This window comes from Hungatella hominis, assembly GCF_014288005.1.
Lineage (GTDB): Bacteria > Bacillota > Clostridia > Lachnospirales > Lachnospiraceae > Hungatella > Hungatella effluvii.
In genome coordinates this window covers 219,281-236,990 of sequence record NZ_JACOPB010000009.1, presented here as the reverse complement: position 1 = coordinate 236,990, position 17,710 = coordinate 219,281, and the positions used below count along the sequence as shown (strand labels likewise).

Annotated in this window: 19 protein-coding genes; 2 read left to right on the top strand and 17 right to left on the bottom strand. The window is 49.1% G+C overall.

Annotation, left to right across the window (positions count from 1 at the left end; translation table 11 throughout):
- Nucleotides 1-10: 10 nt before the first annotated feature.
- From H8S75_RS19425 to secA, 4 genes are all read right to left on the bottom strand, one after another.
- Nucleotides 11-1,225 carry a homoserine dehydrogenase gene (locus H8S75_RS19425; RefSeq protein WP_117634503.1) on the bottom strand — a complete coding sequence of 405 codons (1,215 nt, stop codon included), beginning with the start codon at nt 1,223-1,225 and terminating at the stop codon, nt 11-13.
- Between the two features lie 5 nt (nt 1,226-1,230).
- Nucleotides 1,231-1,674 carry an ACT domain-containing protein gene (locus tag H8S75_RS19420; protein ID WP_002601524.1) on the bottom strand — a complete coding sequence of 148 codons (444 nt, stop codon included), beginning with the start codon at nt 1,672-1,674 and terminating at the stop codon, nt 1,231-1,233.
- Between the two features lie 105 nt (nt 1,675-1,779).
- Nucleotides 1,780-2,893 (bottom strand): peptide chain release factor 2 gene (gene prfB / locus H8S75_RS19415; protein ID WP_117634526.1). Its coding sequence is split into 2 segments (ribosomal slippage): nt 1,780-2,817 and nt 2,819-2,893, totalling 1,113 coding nucleotides; the frame shifts between segments, so codons are not numbered across the junction.
- Between the two features lie 101 nt (nt 2,894-2,994).
- Nucleotides 2,995-5,565 (bottom strand): preprotein translocase subunit SecA, encoded by a 2,571-nt coding sequence (gene secA / locus H8S75_RS19410; RefSeq protein ID WP_187023031.1) that lies wholly within the window; start codon nt 5,563-5,565, stop codon nt 2,995-2,997.
- Between the two features lie 618 nt (nt 5,566-6,183).
- Here secA and hpf point away from each other — a divergent pair.
- On the top strand, nt 6,184-6,711 hold the full coding sequence (hpf, locus tag H8S75_RS19405) for a ribosome hibernation-promoting factor, HPF/YfiA family (protein WP_117634498.1): 528 nt from the start codon (nt 6,184-6,186) through the stop codon (nt 6,709-6,711).
- Nucleotides 6,712-6,785: 74 nt separating this feature from the next.
- Here the strand turns inward: hpf and trxB are convergent, their stop codons facing one another.
- Nucleotides 6,786-7,706: a thioredoxin-disulfide reductase gene (gene trxB / locus H8S75_RS19400; RefSeq protein ID WP_117634496.1), complete on the bottom strand. Its 921-nt coding sequence runs from the start codon at nt 7,704-7,706 to the stop codon at nt 6,786-6,788.
- Between the two features lie 248 nt (nt 7,707-7,954).
- On the opposite strand from trxB, the gene ymfI reads away from it, so the two are divergent.
- Nucleotides 7,955-8,686, top strand: coding sequence for an elongation factor P 5-aminopentanone reductase (gene ymfI / locus H8S75_RS19395; RefSeq protein ID WP_117634494.1), 732 nt, complete (start codon nt 7,955-7,957; stop codon nt 8,684-8,686).
- A gap of 127 nt (nt 8,687-8,813) precedes the next feature.
- On the opposite strand, the gene H8S75_RS19390 is transcribed toward ymfI, so the two are convergent.
- The 12 genes from H8S75_RS19390 to H8S75_RS19335 all read right to left on the bottom strand — a co-directional run bounded on the left by H8S75_RS19390 (nt 8,814) and on the right by H8S75_RS19335 (nt 17,705).
- Nucleotides 8,814-9,164 carry an inorganic diphosphatase gene (locus H8S75_RS19390; protein WP_187023030.1) on the bottom strand — a complete coding sequence of 117 codons (351 nt, stop codon included), beginning with the start codon at nt 9,162-9,164 and terminating at the stop codon, nt 8,814-8,816.
- 41 nt (nt 9,165-9,205) lie between these two features.
- Complete coding sequence (locus H8S75_RS19385; RefSeq protein ID WP_490400385.1) at nt 9,206-9,577, bottom strand: GNAT family N-acetyltransferase; 372 nt, start codon at nt 9,575-9,577, stop codon at nt 9,206-9,208.
- 16 nt (nt 9,578-9,593) lie between these two features.
- Nucleotides 9,594-10,658, bottom strand: coding sequence for a 1-aminocyclopropane-1-carboxylate deaminase/D-cysteine desulfhydrase (locus H8S75_RS19380; RefSeq protein WP_187023028.1), 1,065 nt, complete (start codon nt 10,656-10,658; stop codon nt 9,594-9,596).
- Entirely contained in the window at nt 10,621-12,036 is a 1,416-nt protein-coding gene (locus tag H8S75_RS19375) for an MATE family efflux transporter (RefSeq protein ID WP_187023027.1), read from the bottom strand. Before H8S75_RS19375 ends, H8S75_RS19380 begins: the two co-directional genes overlap by 38 nt.
- Entirely contained in the window at nt 12,037-12,483 is a 447-nt protein-coding gene (locus H8S75_RS19370; RefSeq protein WP_110325020.1) for a MarR family winged helix-turn-helix transcriptional regulator, read from the bottom strand.
- Between the two features lie 156 nt (nt 12,484-12,639).
- The gene (locus H8S75_RS19365) at nt 12,640-13,017 is read right to left on the bottom strand and encodes a YegP family protein (protein ID WP_117634489.1); all 378 of its coding nucleotides are present in this window, start codon (nt 13,015-13,017) and stop codon (nt 12,640-12,642) included.
- 124 nt (nt 13,018-13,141) lie between these two features.
- Nucleotides 13,142-13,813: a class II aldolase/adducin family protein gene (locus tag H8S75_RS19360; protein WP_002601538.1), complete on the bottom strand. Its 672-nt coding sequence runs from the start codon at nt 13,811-13,813 to the stop codon at nt 13,142-13,144.
- A 2-nt stretch (nt 13,814-13,815) separates the two neighbouring features.
- Nucleotides 13,816-14,439, bottom strand: coding sequence for a YczE/YyaS/YitT family protein (locus H8S75_RS19355; protein ID WP_117634487.1), 624 nt, complete (start codon nt 14,437-14,439; stop codon nt 13,816-13,818).
- A gap of 9 nt (nt 14,440-14,448) precedes the next feature.
- On the bottom strand, nt 14,449-14,931 hold the full coding sequence (locus tag H8S75_RS19350) for a cupin domain-containing protein (protein WP_117634485.1): 483 nt from the start codon (nt 14,929-14,931) through the stop codon (nt 14,449-14,451).
- Nucleotides 14,928-16,007, bottom strand: a complete 1,080-nt coding sequence (locus tag H8S75_RS19345) for a Gfo/Idh/MocA family protein (protein WP_187023026.1) — start codon at nt 16,005-16,007, stop codon at nt 14,928-14,930. Before H8S75_RS19345 ends, H8S75_RS19350 begins: the two co-directional genes overlap by 4 nt.
- 14 nt (nt 16,008-16,021) lie before the next feature.
- The gene (locus tag H8S75_RS19340) at nt 16,022-16,753 is read right to left on the bottom strand and encodes a nucleoside phosphorylase (RefSeq protein WP_187023025.1); all 732 of its coding nucleotides are present in this window, start codon (nt 16,751-16,753) and stop codon (nt 16,022-16,024) included.
- A 19-nt stretch (nt 16,754-16,772) separates the two neighbouring features.
- Nucleotides 16,773-17,705 (bottom strand): ABC transporter permease, encoded by a 933-nt coding sequence (locus tag H8S75_RS19335; RefSeq protein WP_187023024.1) that lies wholly within the window; start codon nt 17,703-17,705, stop codon nt 16,773-16,775.
- Nucleotides 17,706-17,710: the final 5 nt, after the last annotated feature.

The window sequence follows — 17,710 nt, the reverse complement described above, 5'->3', positions numbered from 1 at the left end:
TCTAAAAACTTTATACTTCCGCTCTGATCCGCTGTCTGATTCCGGACAGCTCCTTCGCCTTCTTCTCATACTCCGCTTCCGTCATGACATCAGTCACCACAGCGAATTCGTCCATATGATCCAGCTCGATCACTGTGACATCTCCGAATACCTTTAAAACCTCCGCCAGACGCTCCTCGGCAATCCCCTTGATCCGGATAAAGAACCGGCTGGAAGACGTCTGGGTCGGGGCGATGGCAAGCCGGCTGTCATCCCAGCCCATCTCCACGTGGCGGTTTCTGTTCTGAACAGCTTCGATGATATCGGCGATCACTGCGCTGGCTGTCGGAAGCATTCCCGCGCCGCTGCCATAGAACATGGAGGTTCCAAGCATGTTGCCCTTCACCAGAATTCCGTTGAACACATCGCTCACAGAGTAGAGTGGATGGTCCTTGCCGATCATGACCGGCGCCACCCAGGCGTGAATCTCCCCAGCCTTTATGCGGCTGGAGCCAAACAGCTTCACGGAGGTTCCCATCTTCTCGGCATACTTAAAGTCCACGTCTGAGATCGAGGTGATGCCCTCCGTATGAATGTCTTCATAATCAACCTCATGGCCGGTCGCCATGGCGGTGAGAATCGCGATCTTTCTGCAGGTGTCGTGGCCTTCCACATCGGCTTCCGGGTTTCTCTCGGCATAGCCTAAATCCTGAGCCTCTTTTAAAGCGGATTCAAAAGTCTCTCCCTCTTTATCCATCTTCGTTAAAATATAGTTTGTAGTACCGTTTAAAATACCGGTAATCTCCTCGATCTCCTCCCCCGCAAGAGAGGTGTACAGCGGACGGATAATCGGAATACCGCCGCCCACGCTGGCTTCGAAGAAGAAGTTGACATTTTTCTCTCCGGCAATTCTTAAGAGCTCTGTCCCGTGTGCTGCAACCAGCGCCTTGTTGGAGGTGGCCACGTGCTTTCCCGCCTCTAAGCAGGCCTTCACGAAGGGATAGGCCGGATTCAGTCCGCCCATGGTCTCGATTACCATGGTAACCTCAGGATCATTCTCAATGACCGAAAAATCATGAACAATCTTATTCTCTACCGGTGTTCCCGGAAATTCTCTCAAATCGAGTACATATTTTACATTGACGGTATCGCCGGTTCTCTTTGTGATGGTTTCGCGATTCTTTTCCAAGATCTCTACCACACCGGAACCGATTGTACCGTAGCCCATAACTGCAACATGAATCATAATTATCACTCCCTGGCTAATATTTTTACGTAGTGAACCCCGTGTTTCTCTTCCATGTCCTCTACCATCCTGGATACATTGCCCGTGCTTTCCAGGACTTCCACGCTTAAGGTCAGCGTAGCCACCCCATTTACCGGAATACTCTGATGGATCGTCAGGATATTGGCATGGTACACTGCCACAATATGCAGCAAATCGGATAATAATCCCGGCTCATCGTCCATCTGCATCACGAGTGTGATGGTCTTTCCCTTCGCGTTATCATAGAACGGAAAGATATCATCCTTGTACTTATAAAAAGAACTGCGGCTGATTCCCACACGATCAGTCGCCTCCTGAACGGTTATGACTCGCTCTGATTCCAACAGCTTCTTAGCCTCGACCACCTTCAGTAATACTTCCGGCACGGCCTTCTGCTTCACCACGAAATATTTGCTCTTTTCTTCCATAAAAAAATATCTTCCCTTCTGTGTCCGCAATAGAAATACATCTGTGCTCATAGGGAAGATATTATCATATTTATTCAGGGTATGCAACTATTTTTTATAAAAATTTTACATTTGTCCTGTGCTGATCCAGCGCAGGTAAGCGTAGATAAACAAATCCAGTGCTCCGTCCAGCACGCTGTTCACGTTGCCGGTCTCGGCATTGGTCCGGTGGTCCTTTACCATGGTGTATGGCTGCAGGACATAGGAGCGAATCTGGTTGCCCCAGCCGATCTCCGTCACGTCGCCGCGGATATCGGACAGCTTCTCCGCATTCTCCTGCTGTTTTAACAGATACAGCTTTGCCTTCAGCATCTGCATGGCCTTGTCCTTGTTCTGGAACTGGGACCGTTCATTCTGGCACTGCACCACGATTCCGGTGGGAATGTGGGTAATACGGATAGCGGATGAGGTCTTGTTGATATGCTGTCCGCCCGCGCCGCTGGAACGGTACGTGTCGATCCTCAAGTCCTCTTCATTGATATCCACATCTAAGTCCTCTTCGATATCCGGCATCACATCACAGGATACAAAGGAGGTCTGACGCTTACCGGCCGCGTTGAACGGGGAGATCCGGACAAGCCTGTGGACGCCCTTCTCCGACTTTAAATATCCGAAGGCATTCTCTCCGTTGACCTGGATCGTGACCGACTTGATTCCGGCCTCTTCACCATCCAGATAATCCAGCACTTCCACGGAATATCCCTTCTTCTCAGCCCAACGGCAGTACATGCGGTAAAGCATGCTGCACCAGTCACAGGACTCGGTGCCGCCGGCGCCGGCATTCAGCCTTAAAATGGCGTTATCGCTGTCATATTCGCCGGACAGAAGCGTGTTGATCCTCATCTCCTCCAGCTTATCCTTAAATTCCTTTAACATCTCTTCCACTTCGGGAACCACAGACAGGTCGTTCTCTTCATTGCCCATCTCGATCATCACGCCGATGTCCTCAAACTGCTGCTCTAAGTCTTTATAGCCTTTTACAGTGTCTTTTAAGTTCTTCGCCAGCTGTACGATCTTCGTGGACTTTTCCGGATCTTCCCAGAAGCCCGGTTCCTCCATGGATTTGTCAAGCTCATCAATCCTCTTTAACTTATTATCTAAGTCAAAGTGAATCCCTCACTTCCACTAATGGTTTTTCAAACGTAGATAATTCATATTTGTACTGGTCTAACTCTACCACTGTGTCACCCACTTTCTTATAATTAATTTTATTTAAAAAGGGTCCAACCTGTATCCTTTCGTCGGTTGAACCCTTTTCATTCAAAAGAATAATACAGACGCCTATATCACCTTGCGGCCGCAGCACTGTTTATATTTCTTACCGGAACCGCATGGACACGGATCGTTTGGATAAATCTTGTTTTCCGCCCGCTTGGATGGCGCCTTGGCGGCGCTGTCGTCCTTGTTGGTCCCTGTTACCTTGGCCGCAGGCTCTCTCTCCACCTTCTGCTCGACACGGATATGCATTAAGATTCTCACAGTATCTTCGCGGATAGCTGCCGTCATCTCATCGAACATCTGATAGCCGCTCATCTTATACTCTACCAGCGGATCTCTCTGGCCGTAAGCCTGTAAACCAATGCCCTGGCGCAGCTGGTCCATATCGTCGATATGGGACATCCACTTGTTGTCGATGACCTTTAATAAGATGACACGCTCGATCTCACGGATCTGCTCCGCATCCGGAAACTCCGCTTCCTTCGTCTCGTAAAGCTTGATGGCTTCCTCTTTCAGCATATGCTTCAGTTCGTTCTTCTTGATCTTCTTATCTTCCGGAAGAACAACCGGCTTAATCGGAACGATCGGAAGAAGAAGCGTGTTCAGCTCGCCTAAATCCCATTCCTCCGGCATCTGCTCGTCAGTAATGGACAAATCGACCGCATTCTCCACGATATCGGTTACCATCTTTAAGATTACGTCACGCATGTTGTCGCCGTCCAATACTTTCCGGCGCTCCGCGTAAATGACCTCACGCTGTTCGTTCATAACCTCGTCATACTTTAACAGGTTCTCACGAATACCGTAGTTGTTGGTCTCTATCTTCATCTGAGCCTTTTCAATGGCGTTGGAAAGCATCTTATGCTCGATCTGCTCGCCTTCCGGCACGCCCAGCGCAGTGAACATATTCATCAAACGCTCAGAACCAAAGAGTCTCATTAAATCATCTTCCAGGGAAATGTAGAATCTGGAAACACCCGGGTCGCCCTGACGTCCGGAACGCCCACGCAGCTGATTGTCAATACGGCGGGACTCATGACGCTCCGTACCGATGATCTTTAAACCGCCCGCAGCCTTCGCCTCGTCATCCAGCTTGATATCGGTACCACGACCGGCCATGTTGGTCGCAATGGTAACTGCCCCGTGAACACCTGCATCAGCTACAATCTCAGCCTCCAGCTCATGGTACTTGGCATTTAAAACCTTATGCGGAATGCCGCGGCGCTTCAGCATACCGCTTAACATCTCGGAAGTCTCAATGGTAATAGTACCCACCAGCACCGGCTGGCCTTTCTTATGTGCCTCTTCCACTTCATCACACACGGCTTTGAATTTTTCTTTTTTCGTCTTGTAAACCGCATCCTCCATATCGATACGGGCGATCGGTTTATTAGTCGGAATTTCAATAGCATCCATACCATAGGTGTTGCGGAACTCCTTTTCCTCGGTCAGAGCCGTACCGGTCATACCGGATTTCTTCAAATATTTATTAAAGAAGTTCTGGAATGTGATCGTTGCAAGCGTCTTGCTCTCTCTTCTGACGTTCACATGCTCCTTGGCCTCGATGGCCTGATGCAGGCCGTCGGAATACCGTCTGCCGGGCATAATACGCCCCGTGAACTCATCAACAATCAGAACCTCGTCATCCTTTACTACGTAATCCTTATCACGGAACATCAGGTAATTGGCACGAAGAGCCAGGATAATGTTGTGCTGAATCTCTAAGTTTTCCGGATCGGATAAATTTTCAATGTGGAAGAACTGCTCAACCTTGTCCACGCCCTGCTCGGTTAAATTGACAACCTTGTCCTTCTCATCTACGATAAAGTCACCCGTCTCTTCAATCTCCTCGCCCATGATGGCCGCCATCTTGGAAAATTCTCCCGATGCCTCACCGCGCTCTAACTGACGGGCCAGAATATCACAGACCTCATAAAGCTTCGTGGACTTTCCGCTCTGTCCGGAAATGATAAGCGGTGTTCTTGCCTCATCGATCAATACAGAGTCCACCTCATCGATGATTGCGTAATCAAGTTCTCTCAATACCATCTGTTCTTTATAGATGGCCATATTATCTCTCAAGTAGTCAAATCCAAGCTCGTTGTTCGTAACATAGGTAATATCACAGTTATAGGCTTCACGTCTCTCATCCGAAGTCATGGAGTTTAACACCACGCCTACCTTCAGTCCAAGGAATTCATGAACTCGTCCCATCCACTCCGCATCACGCTTTGCCAGGTAGTCGTTGACCGTAACGATCTGTACGCCTTTTCCGGCCAGTGCGTTTAAATAAGCCGGACAGGTAGAAACGAGGGTCTTACCTTCACCTGTTCTCATCTCGGCAATACGTCCCTGATGGAGAACGATGCCGCCGATTAACTGTACACGGAAGTGTTCCATATCCAGGACTCGTCTTGCTGCCTCTCGAACCGTTGCATATGCCTCCGGCAAAATATCGTCGAGGGTCTCACCTGCTGCCAGCCTTTCTTTAAAAAGCCTTGTGTTGTCCCTCAGCTCCTCATCCGTCAGTGCGATCATCTTCGGACGGAGTGCCTCTATCTTATCTACAATCGGATTGATTAACTTTAATTCTCTTTCACTATGAGTTCCAAATACCTTTTGAACGAGGTTCATGATTCATTCTCCTACTCTTCTTACTAAATAAACACAGTATAATCCTGTATATTGTAGCACTAACTCATTTTTAATTCAATGAATTCATAAAAAATTAACATTCTGCTAATAGTTCGGACATTCTTACACCCGGTTGGGGCGTCTGGCCGGCATTACAATTCGACAAAATCAATGTATTTTATGGTAAACCTGGCAAGTTGCACAAAAAATCTGTTCGATTTTCTACTTATCCACATTATCCACATCTTTCTGTGCACATTTCCCCCATTTTTATCCCCACCCACAAACCCAATATTTAGGGCAAAAACGACTTATACACCGAGTTATCCACATTATCCACATCTTTTCGCCGGAAATCCTCTTTTTTCACCAGACACAATTTTCCCTTTCAATTTTTGTGTACTTGTCATAAACTTACTTATTTCGACAAAAAATACAATTTTTCCCTTGACTTTTTTGTACCCCAATATATAGTTTCTCAATATTTTGGGCATTTATAAGTAGAAACATTTTACAAAAAATTTAGATTAATTGTCTTGATATTTTCGTAACATAATTGAATTTTTCAAATAAATATGGTATACTGATAACATCTCAAGAAAAAGGAGCTGAAGACTTATGCGTTTTACAATTACAGGAAGAAATATTGAGGTAACACAGGGGTTGCGCGAAGCAGTCGAGGACAAGCTTGGTAAACTGGACCGTTTCTTTGCACCCGCGACAGAAGCTGTAGTAAGACTCAGCGTACAGAAAGATATTCAGAAAATCGAAGTAACAATTCCGGTGAAAGGACATATAATCAGAGCAGAAGAATCAAGCAGTGATATGTACGTATCCATCGATCTCGTAGAAGAGATCCTGGAACGCCAGTTGAAAAAATATAAAAATAAGCTGATTGATAAGAAACAATCCGCACCTTCCTTCTCAGAAGCCTTCTTACAGGAAGAGGCTTCCGCAGAAGAAGAAATCCAGATTGTAAAGTCCAAAAAATTTGCAGTAAAACCCATGGACCCTGAAGAAGCCTGCGTACAGATGGAGCTTCTCGGACACAACTTCTACGTATTCTTAAATGCGGATACCGAGGAAGTGAACGTGGTTTATAAGAGAAAAGGCGGAACATACGGTCTCATTGAACCGGAGTTCTGATCGAAGATAAGTTTTATGTAAGCATAAGGGTTCCGGATATCCGGAACCCTTATTTTTTCATAGATACGTCTGTTTTATGAATTGACCGTAAGATATCGTTCCACACTGGTGATGGCGTTTGCTCCGTCCGCCACAGCAGTGGATACCTGCCTTAACTGTTTTGTTCTCACATCTCCGGCTGCGAAGATACCGGGAACCGATGTCTCACAGTCCTCTCCCGCCTTAATGTATCCGTGATCCATCTCCACAAGGCCGTCGAAAGCGCTGCTCTGCGGATGGATTCCCACTGCGATGAACACGCCGTCAACCGGAAGCTCCCCGGAGGCTTCCGTCTTCACATTCCGGATTGTAATGGATTCCACCTGGTCTGCTCCGTTAATCTTCTCCACTACGGTATCCCACAGCACTTCCACATTATCCAGCGAGAACAGCTGGGTCTGAAGAGTCCTGGCGCCGCGCAGTTCATCTCTGCGGTGAATCAGATATACCTTTTTACACATTCTGGAAAGGAAGATCGCATCCTCGATGGCCACATCTCCGCCTCCGGTCACGGCTGTCACACGGTTGCGGAAGAATGCTCCGTCGCAGGTGGCGCAGTATGACACGCCCATTCCGGTCAGCTCCTCTTCGCCCGGGACCGCCAGCTTCCTGTGGCTGGCGCCGGTCGAGATGATGACAGTCCTCGTCGTATAGCTTTCCTCCGCGCAGGTTACGGTAAAGAGGCCGTCCGCCTTTTCCACACGCACCACATCATCGGTCACGAATTCCGCGCCCAGTTTATCCGCGTGCTCCCGGAACTTCATGCCCAGGTCGTATCCGTTGATTCCCGGAAGCCCCGGATAGTTATCCACCTCGTAGGTGTTGAGCACCTGGCCGCCGCTGGCAACCTCTTTTTCAATGACAACAGTCTCCAGCTCCGCACGCTTGGCGTAGATCGCCGCCGTAAGTCCTGCCGGACCTGAACCGATAATTACCACATCGTAAATCTTTCCCATTTAATTTCCATCCTTCCTGTATCATTTCTCCCGCCGCGGTACGTAATCACACGGTTCCGCCGCCGGGAATATTTGTCATGAAATAATTCATAGTCTCATTATATCGCACTCTCTTCCAAGTATGCAATGTTTTCTTTTGTGGCTAAGCCTCAAATCCTATTGAATTAAAAAATTACCTTTGGTAAAATAGAGTTGACGGAAGACGGGATCGATCCGGCTTACCAGGATTAAAAGAAAGGGTGGTTTTCATGGCAAAAAAAACAGTGCTGGTTACGGGCGCTTCCAGAGGAATCGGAAAAGCCATTGCGGTAAAATTTGCAAAAAAAGGATATAATGTGGTAATCAACTGCCTTCACAGCGAGGAGAGACTCCTGCAGACGAAAAAAGAGCTGGAATCATATCAGATTTCCTGCCTCGCCTACATGGGCGACATGGGCGACATGGAGCAGTGCCGGATTCTGTTCGATCAGATCCGGAAGCAGTTTGGAACGCTTGACGTCCTGGTAAACAACGCGGGGATTTCCTACATCGGCCTCTTACAGGACATGAGCACGGAATCCTGGGACCGGATCATACGGACCAACTTAACCTCGGTCTTCAACTGCTGTAAACTGGCTGTTCCCGGTATGGTGGACAAGAAGCAGGGAAAGATCATCAACATATCCTCCGTATGGGGCGTCTCCGGTGCTTCCTGTGAGGTCGCTTACTCAGCGACAAAGGGCGGAATCAACGCCTTCACCAAGGCGCTGGCCAAGGAGCTGGCTCCCAGCAACGTCCAGGTAAACGCTGTTGCGTGCGGCGCCATTGATACGGAGATGAACCGTTTCCTGGAAGAGGACGAACTCATTGCCCTGATCGAAGAGATTCCCGCCGGACGCCTTGGACAGGCGGAGGAGGTGGCCGATCTGGTCTACCACCTGGGATATAAGAATTCTTATCTGACCGGACAGATCATTGGGTTGGATGGGGGATGGATTTAGAGGTGTAAGGGAAAAGGAGTACGGCGGCATATTATTTGCGCGGTACTCCTTTTTTAGTATTTTTTCATGTTTTTCATGTAATACCTGGTATAAATTCCTCTTCCTCTTGCTGCTTGACTTTTAATACTCACAACCTGCGTATGAGTATTCCTTTCATGTAATCGGTTTCGTTATGTGTTTGGCAAACAATGTCCTTTTCAGCTTCTGTACAGCCAATCAGGATTTTTATTTCCGAATCACGTTTCATTAAATCAACAATGCACATGATTGCATCAATTTGCTTTCTTTCATCTGTTCCCACCCATACATCGATGCCTCCTCCATCCATTGAAGATGTATTCTCTAAATAACCGTAATCAACTCTGTAAACAAAATCGGGAAACCTCGGATGAGCCGTTCCTTTTGGTCTATCTATAACAATTTTTGATTCACTCACGATTTTATCAATCGCATTCCAAAAACCATCACTTGTTTCCATCGCCCCACCTCGCAGCATCATGTTTTCTTAGATCACTACTTTTACGCTAACTCCTTCTTTAAGTAAACCATATCCACAAGCTGTATCCCATCCTCAAACATCGGATGGTCATAGTTGTCTGTAAAAAAGTTATGAATCCTGTGAGAAAGGCAAAAACCATTTTTCTCGTAAAAATGCAGAATAGAAGGAAGATCGCCGGTTCCCACAATCATAGTCTTATACTTATCTTTATAAAATTCTGATATATACTGAATGAGCCTGCTGCCATATCCCTTACCGTGCCACGCTTCATATGTAGCGATATTTTTAAGTTCACATGTATCAGGGTTCTCACCCGTGACCACGCATATGCTTTTTAAGCCGTCATCGTACAGGGCAAACAGATCTCCTCGTTCCAGGTATTTATCTATCATGGACTCCCTCATAAACTCATTTGCTTAAGTCTCCAAGTATCTCCTTCTCTGCAAATAACGCTGTAGCCCCGCCCGTATGCCAGAATACCACATTACTTCCGGCCGGAACCTTTCCGGTCCTGATGTAATCCAGCATGCCCGCAAAGGCTTTTCCCGTATAGACCGGGTCTGTGAGAAGCCCTTCCTTCACCGCCAGAAGCTTAATCGCCTCGGATGCCGCCTCGTTGGGAATCTCATAGCCAGGCAGATAATAGTTTAAATCGGTGCAGATATCCCGCTCCGCATCCACCGTGATTCCGGCTCCGATCAGCTTTAGGCTCTCATTGGCCAGAACGGCCGTCCGCTTCGGATACTCCGGGTCCTTGGCGCTGACATTGATGGAAATGATCCCGGTCTCAGAACCGACCAGGTTCCGTCCTGCAGCCAGACCAGCCATCGTACCGCCGGTTCCGGTGGCATGGAAGACGTAATCGGCCTGGATATCCATGGCGGACAGCTGCTTCTCCAGCTCCACGTATCCCTCGATAAATCCCACAGATCCCACCGGGCTGGCTCCGCCCATGGGTACCTCATAGCAGACGTGTCTGCCGGCTTCCTTATTTAAGCGGGCCATGTGTTCTCTCGCAAGAGTGACGGCCCGGTCTTCCGCCTCTTCCTCTGTCTCTCCCGCCTGAATCTTCACGATGTGGACCTCGGCATCCATGATGCGGTCCAGAAGCAGGTTGGCCCTCAGATCATCCTCATCCGGCTTCACGATGGCGACCAGATACAGCACCGGTTTTAAACCGCAGCGCCGACACGCGGCCGCCGTCTGCATAGCATGGTTTGACTGGGTCGCCCCAAAGGTGAAGACGTACTCACAGCCGCGGCTCATGGCGTCCCCCATCAGATACTGGAGCTTGCGCACCTTATTTCCCCCAAACAGACTCATGCCGGTAAAATCGTCACGCTTGATATAGAGGTTCACTCCCAGTTCCTTTGAAAGCCGGTCCAGCCTGTAAAACGGCGTTGGGAAAAATCCCAGTTCCGCTTTGGGAAGTTTTTCAAATAATTTCTCCGCTTCTTTTGCTGTCATACTCATTGCTTTTTGCTCCTTCCATTCTGGCAATAATCTTTTTAAAAGATACGCTGAACATGGCCACGGTAACACAAACAGCGCAGAAATCCGCGACCGGTTCGGCTAAGAACACGCCCATAGTCTTATTCTCCATAAAACGCGGAAGAATGAAGATCAGCGGGATCAGTAAAAATACCTTGCGCAGCAGCGCCAAAAATACGGATACCTTGGCATTTCCCAGCGCAATAAAGGTCTGCTGGCAAGCCACTTGTGCACCGAACATCAGGGAAACCGCCATATAAATCCGGATCGCCCAGCGCGTATATTCCGTCAGCGCGGCATCGCTGGTAAAGATCATGATGAAAATCTGCGGGAAGAACATGGACAGCGCCCACAGAAGCGTGGAATAGCCAATACAGCAGAGGAACAGGATCTTAAACGTCTTCTTCACGCGGTCCGCGCTGCCAGCCCCATAGTTAAAGCTGACGATGGGCTGGGAGCCCTGGGTCAGTCCCTGAAGCGGAAGCATGGAAAACTGCATGACACTGCTCAGTATCGTCATGGCGCCTACCGCCACGTCTCCGCCGTAGCGAAGCAGGGATGAATTGAAGCAGACGGACAGGATGCTTTCCGTAAACGCCATGATAAACGGCGATGTTCCCAATGCCATACAGGGAAGAATAATGCCTGCCTCCAGCTTCAGGCTCTTCTTTTTGATGCGCAGCGAGCTCTTCTCCGAAGTGAGGAAGCGCAGCACCCAGATGGAGGAGACCGCCTGGGAAAGGATTGTCGCCAGCGCGGCCCCCTTCACGCCCATATTCAGACCGAATATAAAGACAGGGTCCAGAATGATGTTGCAGACAGCTCCGATCAGCACGGTATACATGCTGGTCTTGGCGTAGCCCTGGGCAGTGATAAAGGCATTCAGCCCCAGCGCCAGCTGTACGAAAATGGTTCCCAGCGCATATATCTTCATGTAATCCCAGGCATAGCCGATCGTATTTTCACTGGCCCCGAACAACAGCAGGATGGAACGCCCGCAGAACAGGAAGACCGCAGTCAGGATCAGGGCAAGCACCACCAGCATCGTGGTACAGTTACCCAGGATCTTCTCCGCCTTCTCTTTCTCATTTCTCCCCATCATGATGGAGGAACGCGGCGCGCCTCCCATACTGATAAAATAGGCAAATGCGGTGATCGCCATGATGACCGGCATCGTAACACCGACTCCCGTCAGGGCTGCCGCTCCGACTCCGGGAATATGGCCGATATACATACGGTCTACCATGTTGTACATAACATTGATCACCTGTGCCGCAATGGCAGGCATAGACAGCCGAAAGAGCAGCTTTCCGACGCTCTCGGTCCCCAGTTCATTCTCTTTTCCTTTTTTCGGTTCCATTTATTTCATTCCTTTCAAGATATTGTCAAGATTCTGATTGATTACCTTAGTCGTACGCGCCATGGCCTCCATATCTTCCCGCGGTACGCCATCATACAGCTTTCCTGCAAATTCCTGGCGGCATTTTCTGAGTCTCGTCACAATGTCGTCGCTTTTCTCCGTCAGGGACAGATGAATGAGTCTCCTGTCCTTTAAATCCTTTCCCGCCTTTAGATAGCCTCTCTCGCATAGTGTCTCCACGGATTTCGCCACAAGCCCCTTGGAAATATTGCGGAAATGAGCGATATCCGACGCGCTGTCATAACCGGGATTGTTGGCCAGAAACATCAGTACCACGATTTCGTTGGGGGTAAAACAGTATTCCGCCACTTCCAGTGCACACAATTTTCTGTATACCTTGTCTATCTTTGCATAGTAGGCAAAGTAGCCCTCATCTTTCTGCTCCATGATTTCACCTTTCTAATATTGTTCATTTTTGAACTGTTCACTTTTGAATTATATACAAGAAATTCTCTTCTGTCAAGGAAAAAGACCCCGCCTTCCCGATACGGCCCATAAGCGGGGCTTCCATCGGGAAGACAGAGTCTTCCTGCCATTGCTGTTTTATTGTATTTCGTCCATCTCCACTTCCGCGCTCGGGACGTTTACCTTGACGCTGCGGATTCCGTTCCGGCAGCTGGCCTTCGCGGTGTATGCCTGGGATTCCAGAATCATCTGCCCGCTCTTTTCAAGGAGCCGGAAGCAGTATCCCCCCTTCTGATCCTGGTAAATCTCAAATTTCGGATTCTTCTGTGCCAGATATCCTCTGACGGTCTGGTCTTCAATCTCCGCCGCCTCTGCGCACCGAATCACACTCTCGATGCCGTCCACGCATGCGTCCTTTTTCGTATAGATCTCCGAGGTCCCGATCGTCTCCCCGTTGGCGGCCTTTAAATGAAAATCGTAGCCGGTATTTTTCCTGTAGATTACAAATTTCCCCATTGCTGGACCTTCTTTCGTCCTTTTTTATGGGGATTATAGCATACGTGAGCGAAGGCCGGCATCTATTTACAGAAAACATCTTATTTTTACCGTTTTGTTATCTTCCGGTCTCCCGGTACAACTGTCACTCGGTGACAGGAATACCACCTCTGTCGATTCCCCATACCTTTCGCATTTCCATCAGCCGGTCAACCTGACTTCCGTTCAGAGTTCCGCTGCTTCCCAGCATTCTTAAATACAGCTGAATTCTGGCGCACTGTTCCACGGATTCCATGAAATAAAAAGACTGGTACACATCTTTCCCCCAACTCAGCGCCCCATGATTAGCCAGAAGCACAGCATTGTAATCATGAATAAACGGGGCGATGGATTCCGGTACTTCTTCCGTTCCCGGAAGGGCGTACGGTGCAACCGGGACCACCCCCACTGCCATCACGGCTTCCGTTAGAATTGCCCGGTTTAAGGGAATCCCTGCCGCCGAAAACGCGGTCGCAAACGGAGGATGGAGATGCGTAACACCATGAATCTCCGGATCCTCCCGGTAGATTCTCAAATGCATCTTCATCTCTGAGGAAGGTTTCCCCTCTGTCAGCACTCTGCCGTCCAGCGATACCTTCACCATCATATCGTCCGTCATATACCCTTTGGAGACACCGGAGGGAGTAATCAGAATCGTATCCGCTGAAATCCTGCAGCTGATATTGCCGTCATTGGCCGCAACATAGGCACGCTCATAAGAACGCCTTCCTAAGTCTGTCAGTACGCTCCTGGCTTCTTTTTCTGTCATATACCCCATACTTACTGCCCTCCCATTTCTATTACAGCCTTATTTCTTCTGAATCGTCCGATCAGCTCAATGGTGAACTGGATCATATAGCCATTTACCAGCATGGAGACCACCGTGGCGCCTCCCAGCTTTCCTCCCAGAAGAAAACCGGTGATGGAAAGCAGAATATCGATGGTTATTCTTGTCACATTGACATTCTTTTTAAGCTTTCCGGATAAATACATCATCATGGCATCCATTCCTGCTTCGCCAAGCCCCGCCGCCACATACGTTCCGATCCCCACCCCCATGAGAATCAGACCAGCCAGCAGGCACAAGAGGCGCCCCGACGCAGTTCCTCCTCCCGTACAAATCGCCGGAGAAAACCACTTGATAAATGCACCTACCAGCACGCTGTTTAAAATAGAACCGATTCCGATCCGTTTCCTGTCGATAAAGAACAGAAGGATGATGATGGAAATCATCAGCACCTGGGATGTAGTCCCCAGAGACAGGTGCAGAACGCGTCCCAGTCCCGCCTGAAACAGTGACAGCGGATCCAGCCCAAAGTCTGCCTGGACAAACAGATCAATGCTGGCTCCCATCATCATGGAACCAACGATGACCATCAGAATTTCTTTCCATTTTTTAATCATATCATGTCCTCATCGCGCAATGGCTTCGCCGCAGCGCCGTCTGATGGCAGCTTCGGCGTCCGGATATCCGGCGCACAGCGTTTCCATATCACCATGTTCGTAATCCTCCGGCAGATACGCCGGGGCCATCGTCGTTCCCGCCAGACAGTATTTCCCGCCGTGAGCCACAACTGATCCCTGCCATACGCCTGCCGGAACACGAAACTGCGGGACTTCCCCATCAGACAGACGTGTCCCCAGAACTTTGATCTCTGATGTTCCATCCGGATACAGGAGGAGAAGCTCCAGTCCATCCCCCATATAGTAATGGTAGATTTCATCGGTTTTCAGCCTGTGCATATGGGAAAAGGAGTATTCCGTCAGAAGATAGTAGATGGAGCTGTAAGACTCCCTTCCCGCAGCGTCCTTCTCACCAGCGTAGAGATACCGGTACATGCCGCCTTCTCCAGTGAGCGGTACGAGTTTCAGTTCCTTAATTATAGATTCTATCATTCGACCACAACCCACTTTCCATCCGAATCCGCACTCTCAAGCATCGCATTACAGAGCTTCACAATATCCCTTCCCTCAAAAAAGGTAGGATAAACCGGCGCTTCCGACACACACCCCCGCTTTACATCATCATAAAAGCTGTCCACAAGACTTCGGAAGGTATCCATAAAACCGTTGCCAAAACCGAATATCTCCGAGTTTACACCGCTTCCCTTGACAGCAGTGTTCAGGATATTGTTGTCCTCGGAATTCCACCACAGATTCTTCTTTTCTCCTGTCACCTCCAGGGTGATCCGGTTGATTCTGCCCTGGGACACTTCTGATAAGAGCACCGTTCCTATCGCTCCGTTGTCAAATTTCAAGTTAATGGCTGCCGCATCTTCGGAGCAGACCTCCATCGTCTCCGTCCGTTTTCCATCTCCGGAATCCGGATACATGATACGGTCTTCCACATACCGGTTCGGGTAAAAACGCCCGAAGTTGGCGGAAAGCGCCTTCACCTTCCGGCCGGAAATATACTGGGCAATATCCAGCCAGTGCGTCCCGATCTCCGTCACTGCGCGCATCCGGCCCGCCAGAACCGTGTTGTATCGCCAGTCCACAGGCGCAGGAAATGCATTGAACTCCTGCAAATAGTTACCGTGGATCACATTCACACGGCCGAATTCTTCCGATTCCACCAGTTTTCTTGCCTTCTGACATGCCATATGGAATCTGACGTTAAAATTAATTGCGCAGACTACTCCGCACTCTTTCGCACGCCTGGCCAGTTCCTCCGCCTGGCTGTCCTCAAAGCACAGAGGTTTTTCACACAGTACGTTCTTCTTATGATCCAGAAGCTCCATAACCATATCGTAATGGAGGTTGGGCGGTGTGCACACATGGACGGTTGTAATCTCATCATCCAAAAGAATGGAAGAATCCGTTCCCCACTTTTCAATGGAGAATTCTTCGGCAAATGCCTTTGCCTTCTCCTCACTGACATCGACGATAGCTCCAATTAAAATTCCGCTGGCCTTCAGCGCTTCCGCATGGGTATGGGCAATGTTGCCGGCTCCCCAGATTCCTGTCTTCATATGATTCTGCCTCCTTATACTTCCACCTTAATAATGCTTTCCAGCGCAATTGTAATCTCATCTTCCACGGCCTTCGCCATCTTCTCCGGATAGTGATCAAACTCCTCGGAGCCTACGAATTCAAAGCATGGGCCATCTGCCGCTACAATACAGCCGGCTTTTATGCCTCTCACCGATGCGATAACGAAGAGGACCGATGCTTCATTTTCCATAGCCAGAACTCCGGCTTCCGAAAACAGTCGGTTATTTGTAGGCATCAGACCGGTATAGAACAGACCCGATGTCGTGATGATTCCGGTTCTCGCTTCCGGATTAATTTCCTTTGCGGCTTCCTGCATGGCCGCTACCACATCCATTGACGCAATCGCCGGATAGGAAATCGGAATAAACTGAGGCGTGATCCCGTCGTCCCGGCACGCGGCCGTGGCGATAATCAGCGATCCCTGGGGCATATCTTTCTGTAAAGTCCCACAGGTTCCGACACGGATAATAACTTTTGCTCCGCCCAGAATCAGTCCTTCAAAGCTTACAGAGGCTCCGTTTCCCCCCACGCCATGGGATGATACCGTCACAGGCACTCCCTTGTAGGTTCCGTTAAAGGTCCAGTATTCCCGGCTCTTTGCCACTACTTCCACGTTTTCCAGCCGTTTTGATATCTTTTCCGCCCGCGCGGGATCACCGCAGGCGATGACTCTCTCTGCAATTTTGTTATAGGGAATATCTATAATTGGTACAATCTTCTCCATTTTTTATCTTCCTTTCTCATCAGGCCGCTGCTGCTCTTCTCTTATCATTCATTTTTTTATAAGAGTAAATTACAAGTACAATTACTGTTACAATATACGGAATGGTGCTGACCAGCTCCGTCGGAATTCCCATATTCTGCGTTCCCGGATTGACCGCGAAGGCATCTGCAACTCCGAACAGCAGGCAGACAAGCAGTGTCGGCACCGGTTTGTTGCCTCCCAGCGAGGCGGCGGCAATCGCAATGAAGCCTCTGCCTGCCGTCATATCTTTTACAAAGTACGATACGTAACCCATGGACATGTAGGCGCCCCCCATAGCTGCCAGCATGCCGCTGATTGCCAGAGCAATATATTTCACCTGCAGCACATGCACGCCCACAGACTCCAGCGCTTCCGGATTCTCGCCGCAGCTTCTGATATGAAGCCCCAGGGAGGTCTTATATAAGAATATACTGAGTACAATGATCAGCAGAATAGCCACATATGTCAGTACATTGTGCCCGGACACCACAGTTCCCAGGACTGGAATATCCTTAATCACAGGAATATTCACCTGAGGAAGTACACCGCTCTTTAAAGACGAAGATATCCCTTTCTCCCCTACCGCCAGATACAAAAGAAATACGGTTCCTCCAGCGGCCGTCAGGTTATAGGCAATGCCTGTGATGGTCGGATCTGTTTTTAGCTTAGTAACAATAAAGCACATCAAAATTCCCAGCAATGCGCCTACGACGACGGCCGCCGTAAAGCCGAGAAATGCATTGCCTCCAAACGCAGCGCTGGCTACTACGCCAATCAGGGCGCAGGTCAGCATCATTCCCTCAATTCCAATGTTTGTAACACCTGCTAAATCAGCTACCAGATAAGACATGGACGCATACAGAATCGGTGTCGTCATGCGGATGATCGAAAACAGGAAGCTGACCGATGTAACAATCTCCAAAAATTTCATTTTGC

What these genes read in the sequence shown, in the direction of transcription:
- hpf (WP_117634498.1), top strand. Translation starts at nt 6,184, where the DNA reads ATGCGTTTTACAATTACAGGAAGAAATATTGAGGTAACACAGGGGTTG.
- trxB (WP_117634496.1), bottom strand. Translation starts at nt 7,706, where the DNA reads ATGGGAAAGATTTACGATGTGGTAATTATCGGTTCAGGTCCGGCAGGA.
- H8S75_RS19390 (WP_187023030.1), bottom strand. Translation starts at nt 9,164, where the DNA reads ATGGAAACAAGTGATGGTTTTTGGAATGCGATTGATAAAATCGTGAGT.
- H8S75_RS19380 (WP_187023028.1), bottom strand. Translation starts at nt 10,658, where the DNA reads ATGAGTATGACAGCAAAAGAAGCGGAGAAATTATTTGAAAAACTTCCC.
- ymfI (WP_117634494.1), top strand. Translation starts at nt 7,955, where the DNA reads ATGGCAAAAAAAACAGTGCTGGTTACGGGCGCTTCCAGAGGAATCGGA.
- H8S75_RS19335 (WP_187023024.1), bottom strand. Translation starts at nt 17,705, where the DNA reads ATGAAATTTTTGGAGATTGTTACATCGGTCAGCTTCCTGTTTTCGATC.
- H8S75_RS19345 (WP_187023026.1), bottom strand. Translation starts at nt 16,007, where the DNA reads ATGAAGACAGGAATCTGGGGAGCCGGCAACATTGCCCATACCCATGCG.
- H8S75_RS19355 (WP_117634487.1), bottom strand. Translation starts at nt 14,439, where the DNA reads ATGATTAAAAAATGGAAAGAAATTCTGATGGTCATCGTTGGTTCCATG.
- H8S75_RS19350 (WP_117634485.1), bottom strand. Translation starts at nt 14,931, where the DNA reads ATGATAGAATCTATAATTAAGGAACTGAAACTCGTACCGCTCACTGGA.
- secA (WP_187023031.1), bottom strand. Translation starts at nt 5,565, where the DNA reads ATGAACCTCGTTCAAAAGGTATTTGGAACTCATAGTGAAAGAGAATTA.
- H8S75_RS19360 (WP_002601538.1), bottom strand. Translation starts at nt 13,813, where the DNA reads ATGGGGTATATGACAGAAAAAGAAGCCAGGAGCGTACTGACAGACTTA.
- H8S75_RS19340 (WP_187023025.1), bottom strand. Translation starts at nt 16,753, where the DNA reads ATGGAGAAGATTGTACCAATTATAGATATTCCCTATAACAAAATTGCA.
- H8S75_RS19385 (WP_490400385.1), bottom strand. Translation starts at nt 9,577, where the DNA reads ATGATAGATAAATACCTGGAACGAGGAGATCTGTTTGCCCTGTACGAT.
- H8S75_RS19425 (WP_117634503.1), bottom strand. Translation starts at nt 1,225, where the DNA reads ATGATTCATGTTGCAGTTATGGGCTACGGTACAATCGGTTCCGGTGTG.
- H8S75_RS19365 (WP_117634489.1), bottom strand. Translation starts at nt 13,017, where the DNA reads ATGGGGAAATTTGTAATCTACAGGAAAAATACCGGCTACGATTTTCAT.
- H8S75_RS19370 (WP_110325020.1), bottom strand. Translation starts at nt 12,483, where the DNA reads ATGGAGCAGAAAGATGAGGGCTACTTTGCCTACTATGCAAAGATAGAC.
- H8S75_RS19420 (WP_002601524.1), bottom strand. Translation starts at nt 1,674, where the DNA reads ATGGAAGAAAAGAGCAAATATTTCGTGGTGAAGCAGAAGGCCGTGCCG.
- H8S75_RS19375 (WP_187023027.1), bottom strand. Translation starts at nt 12,036, where the DNA reads ATGGAACCGAAAAAAGGAAAAGAGAATGAACTGGGGACCGAGAGCGTC.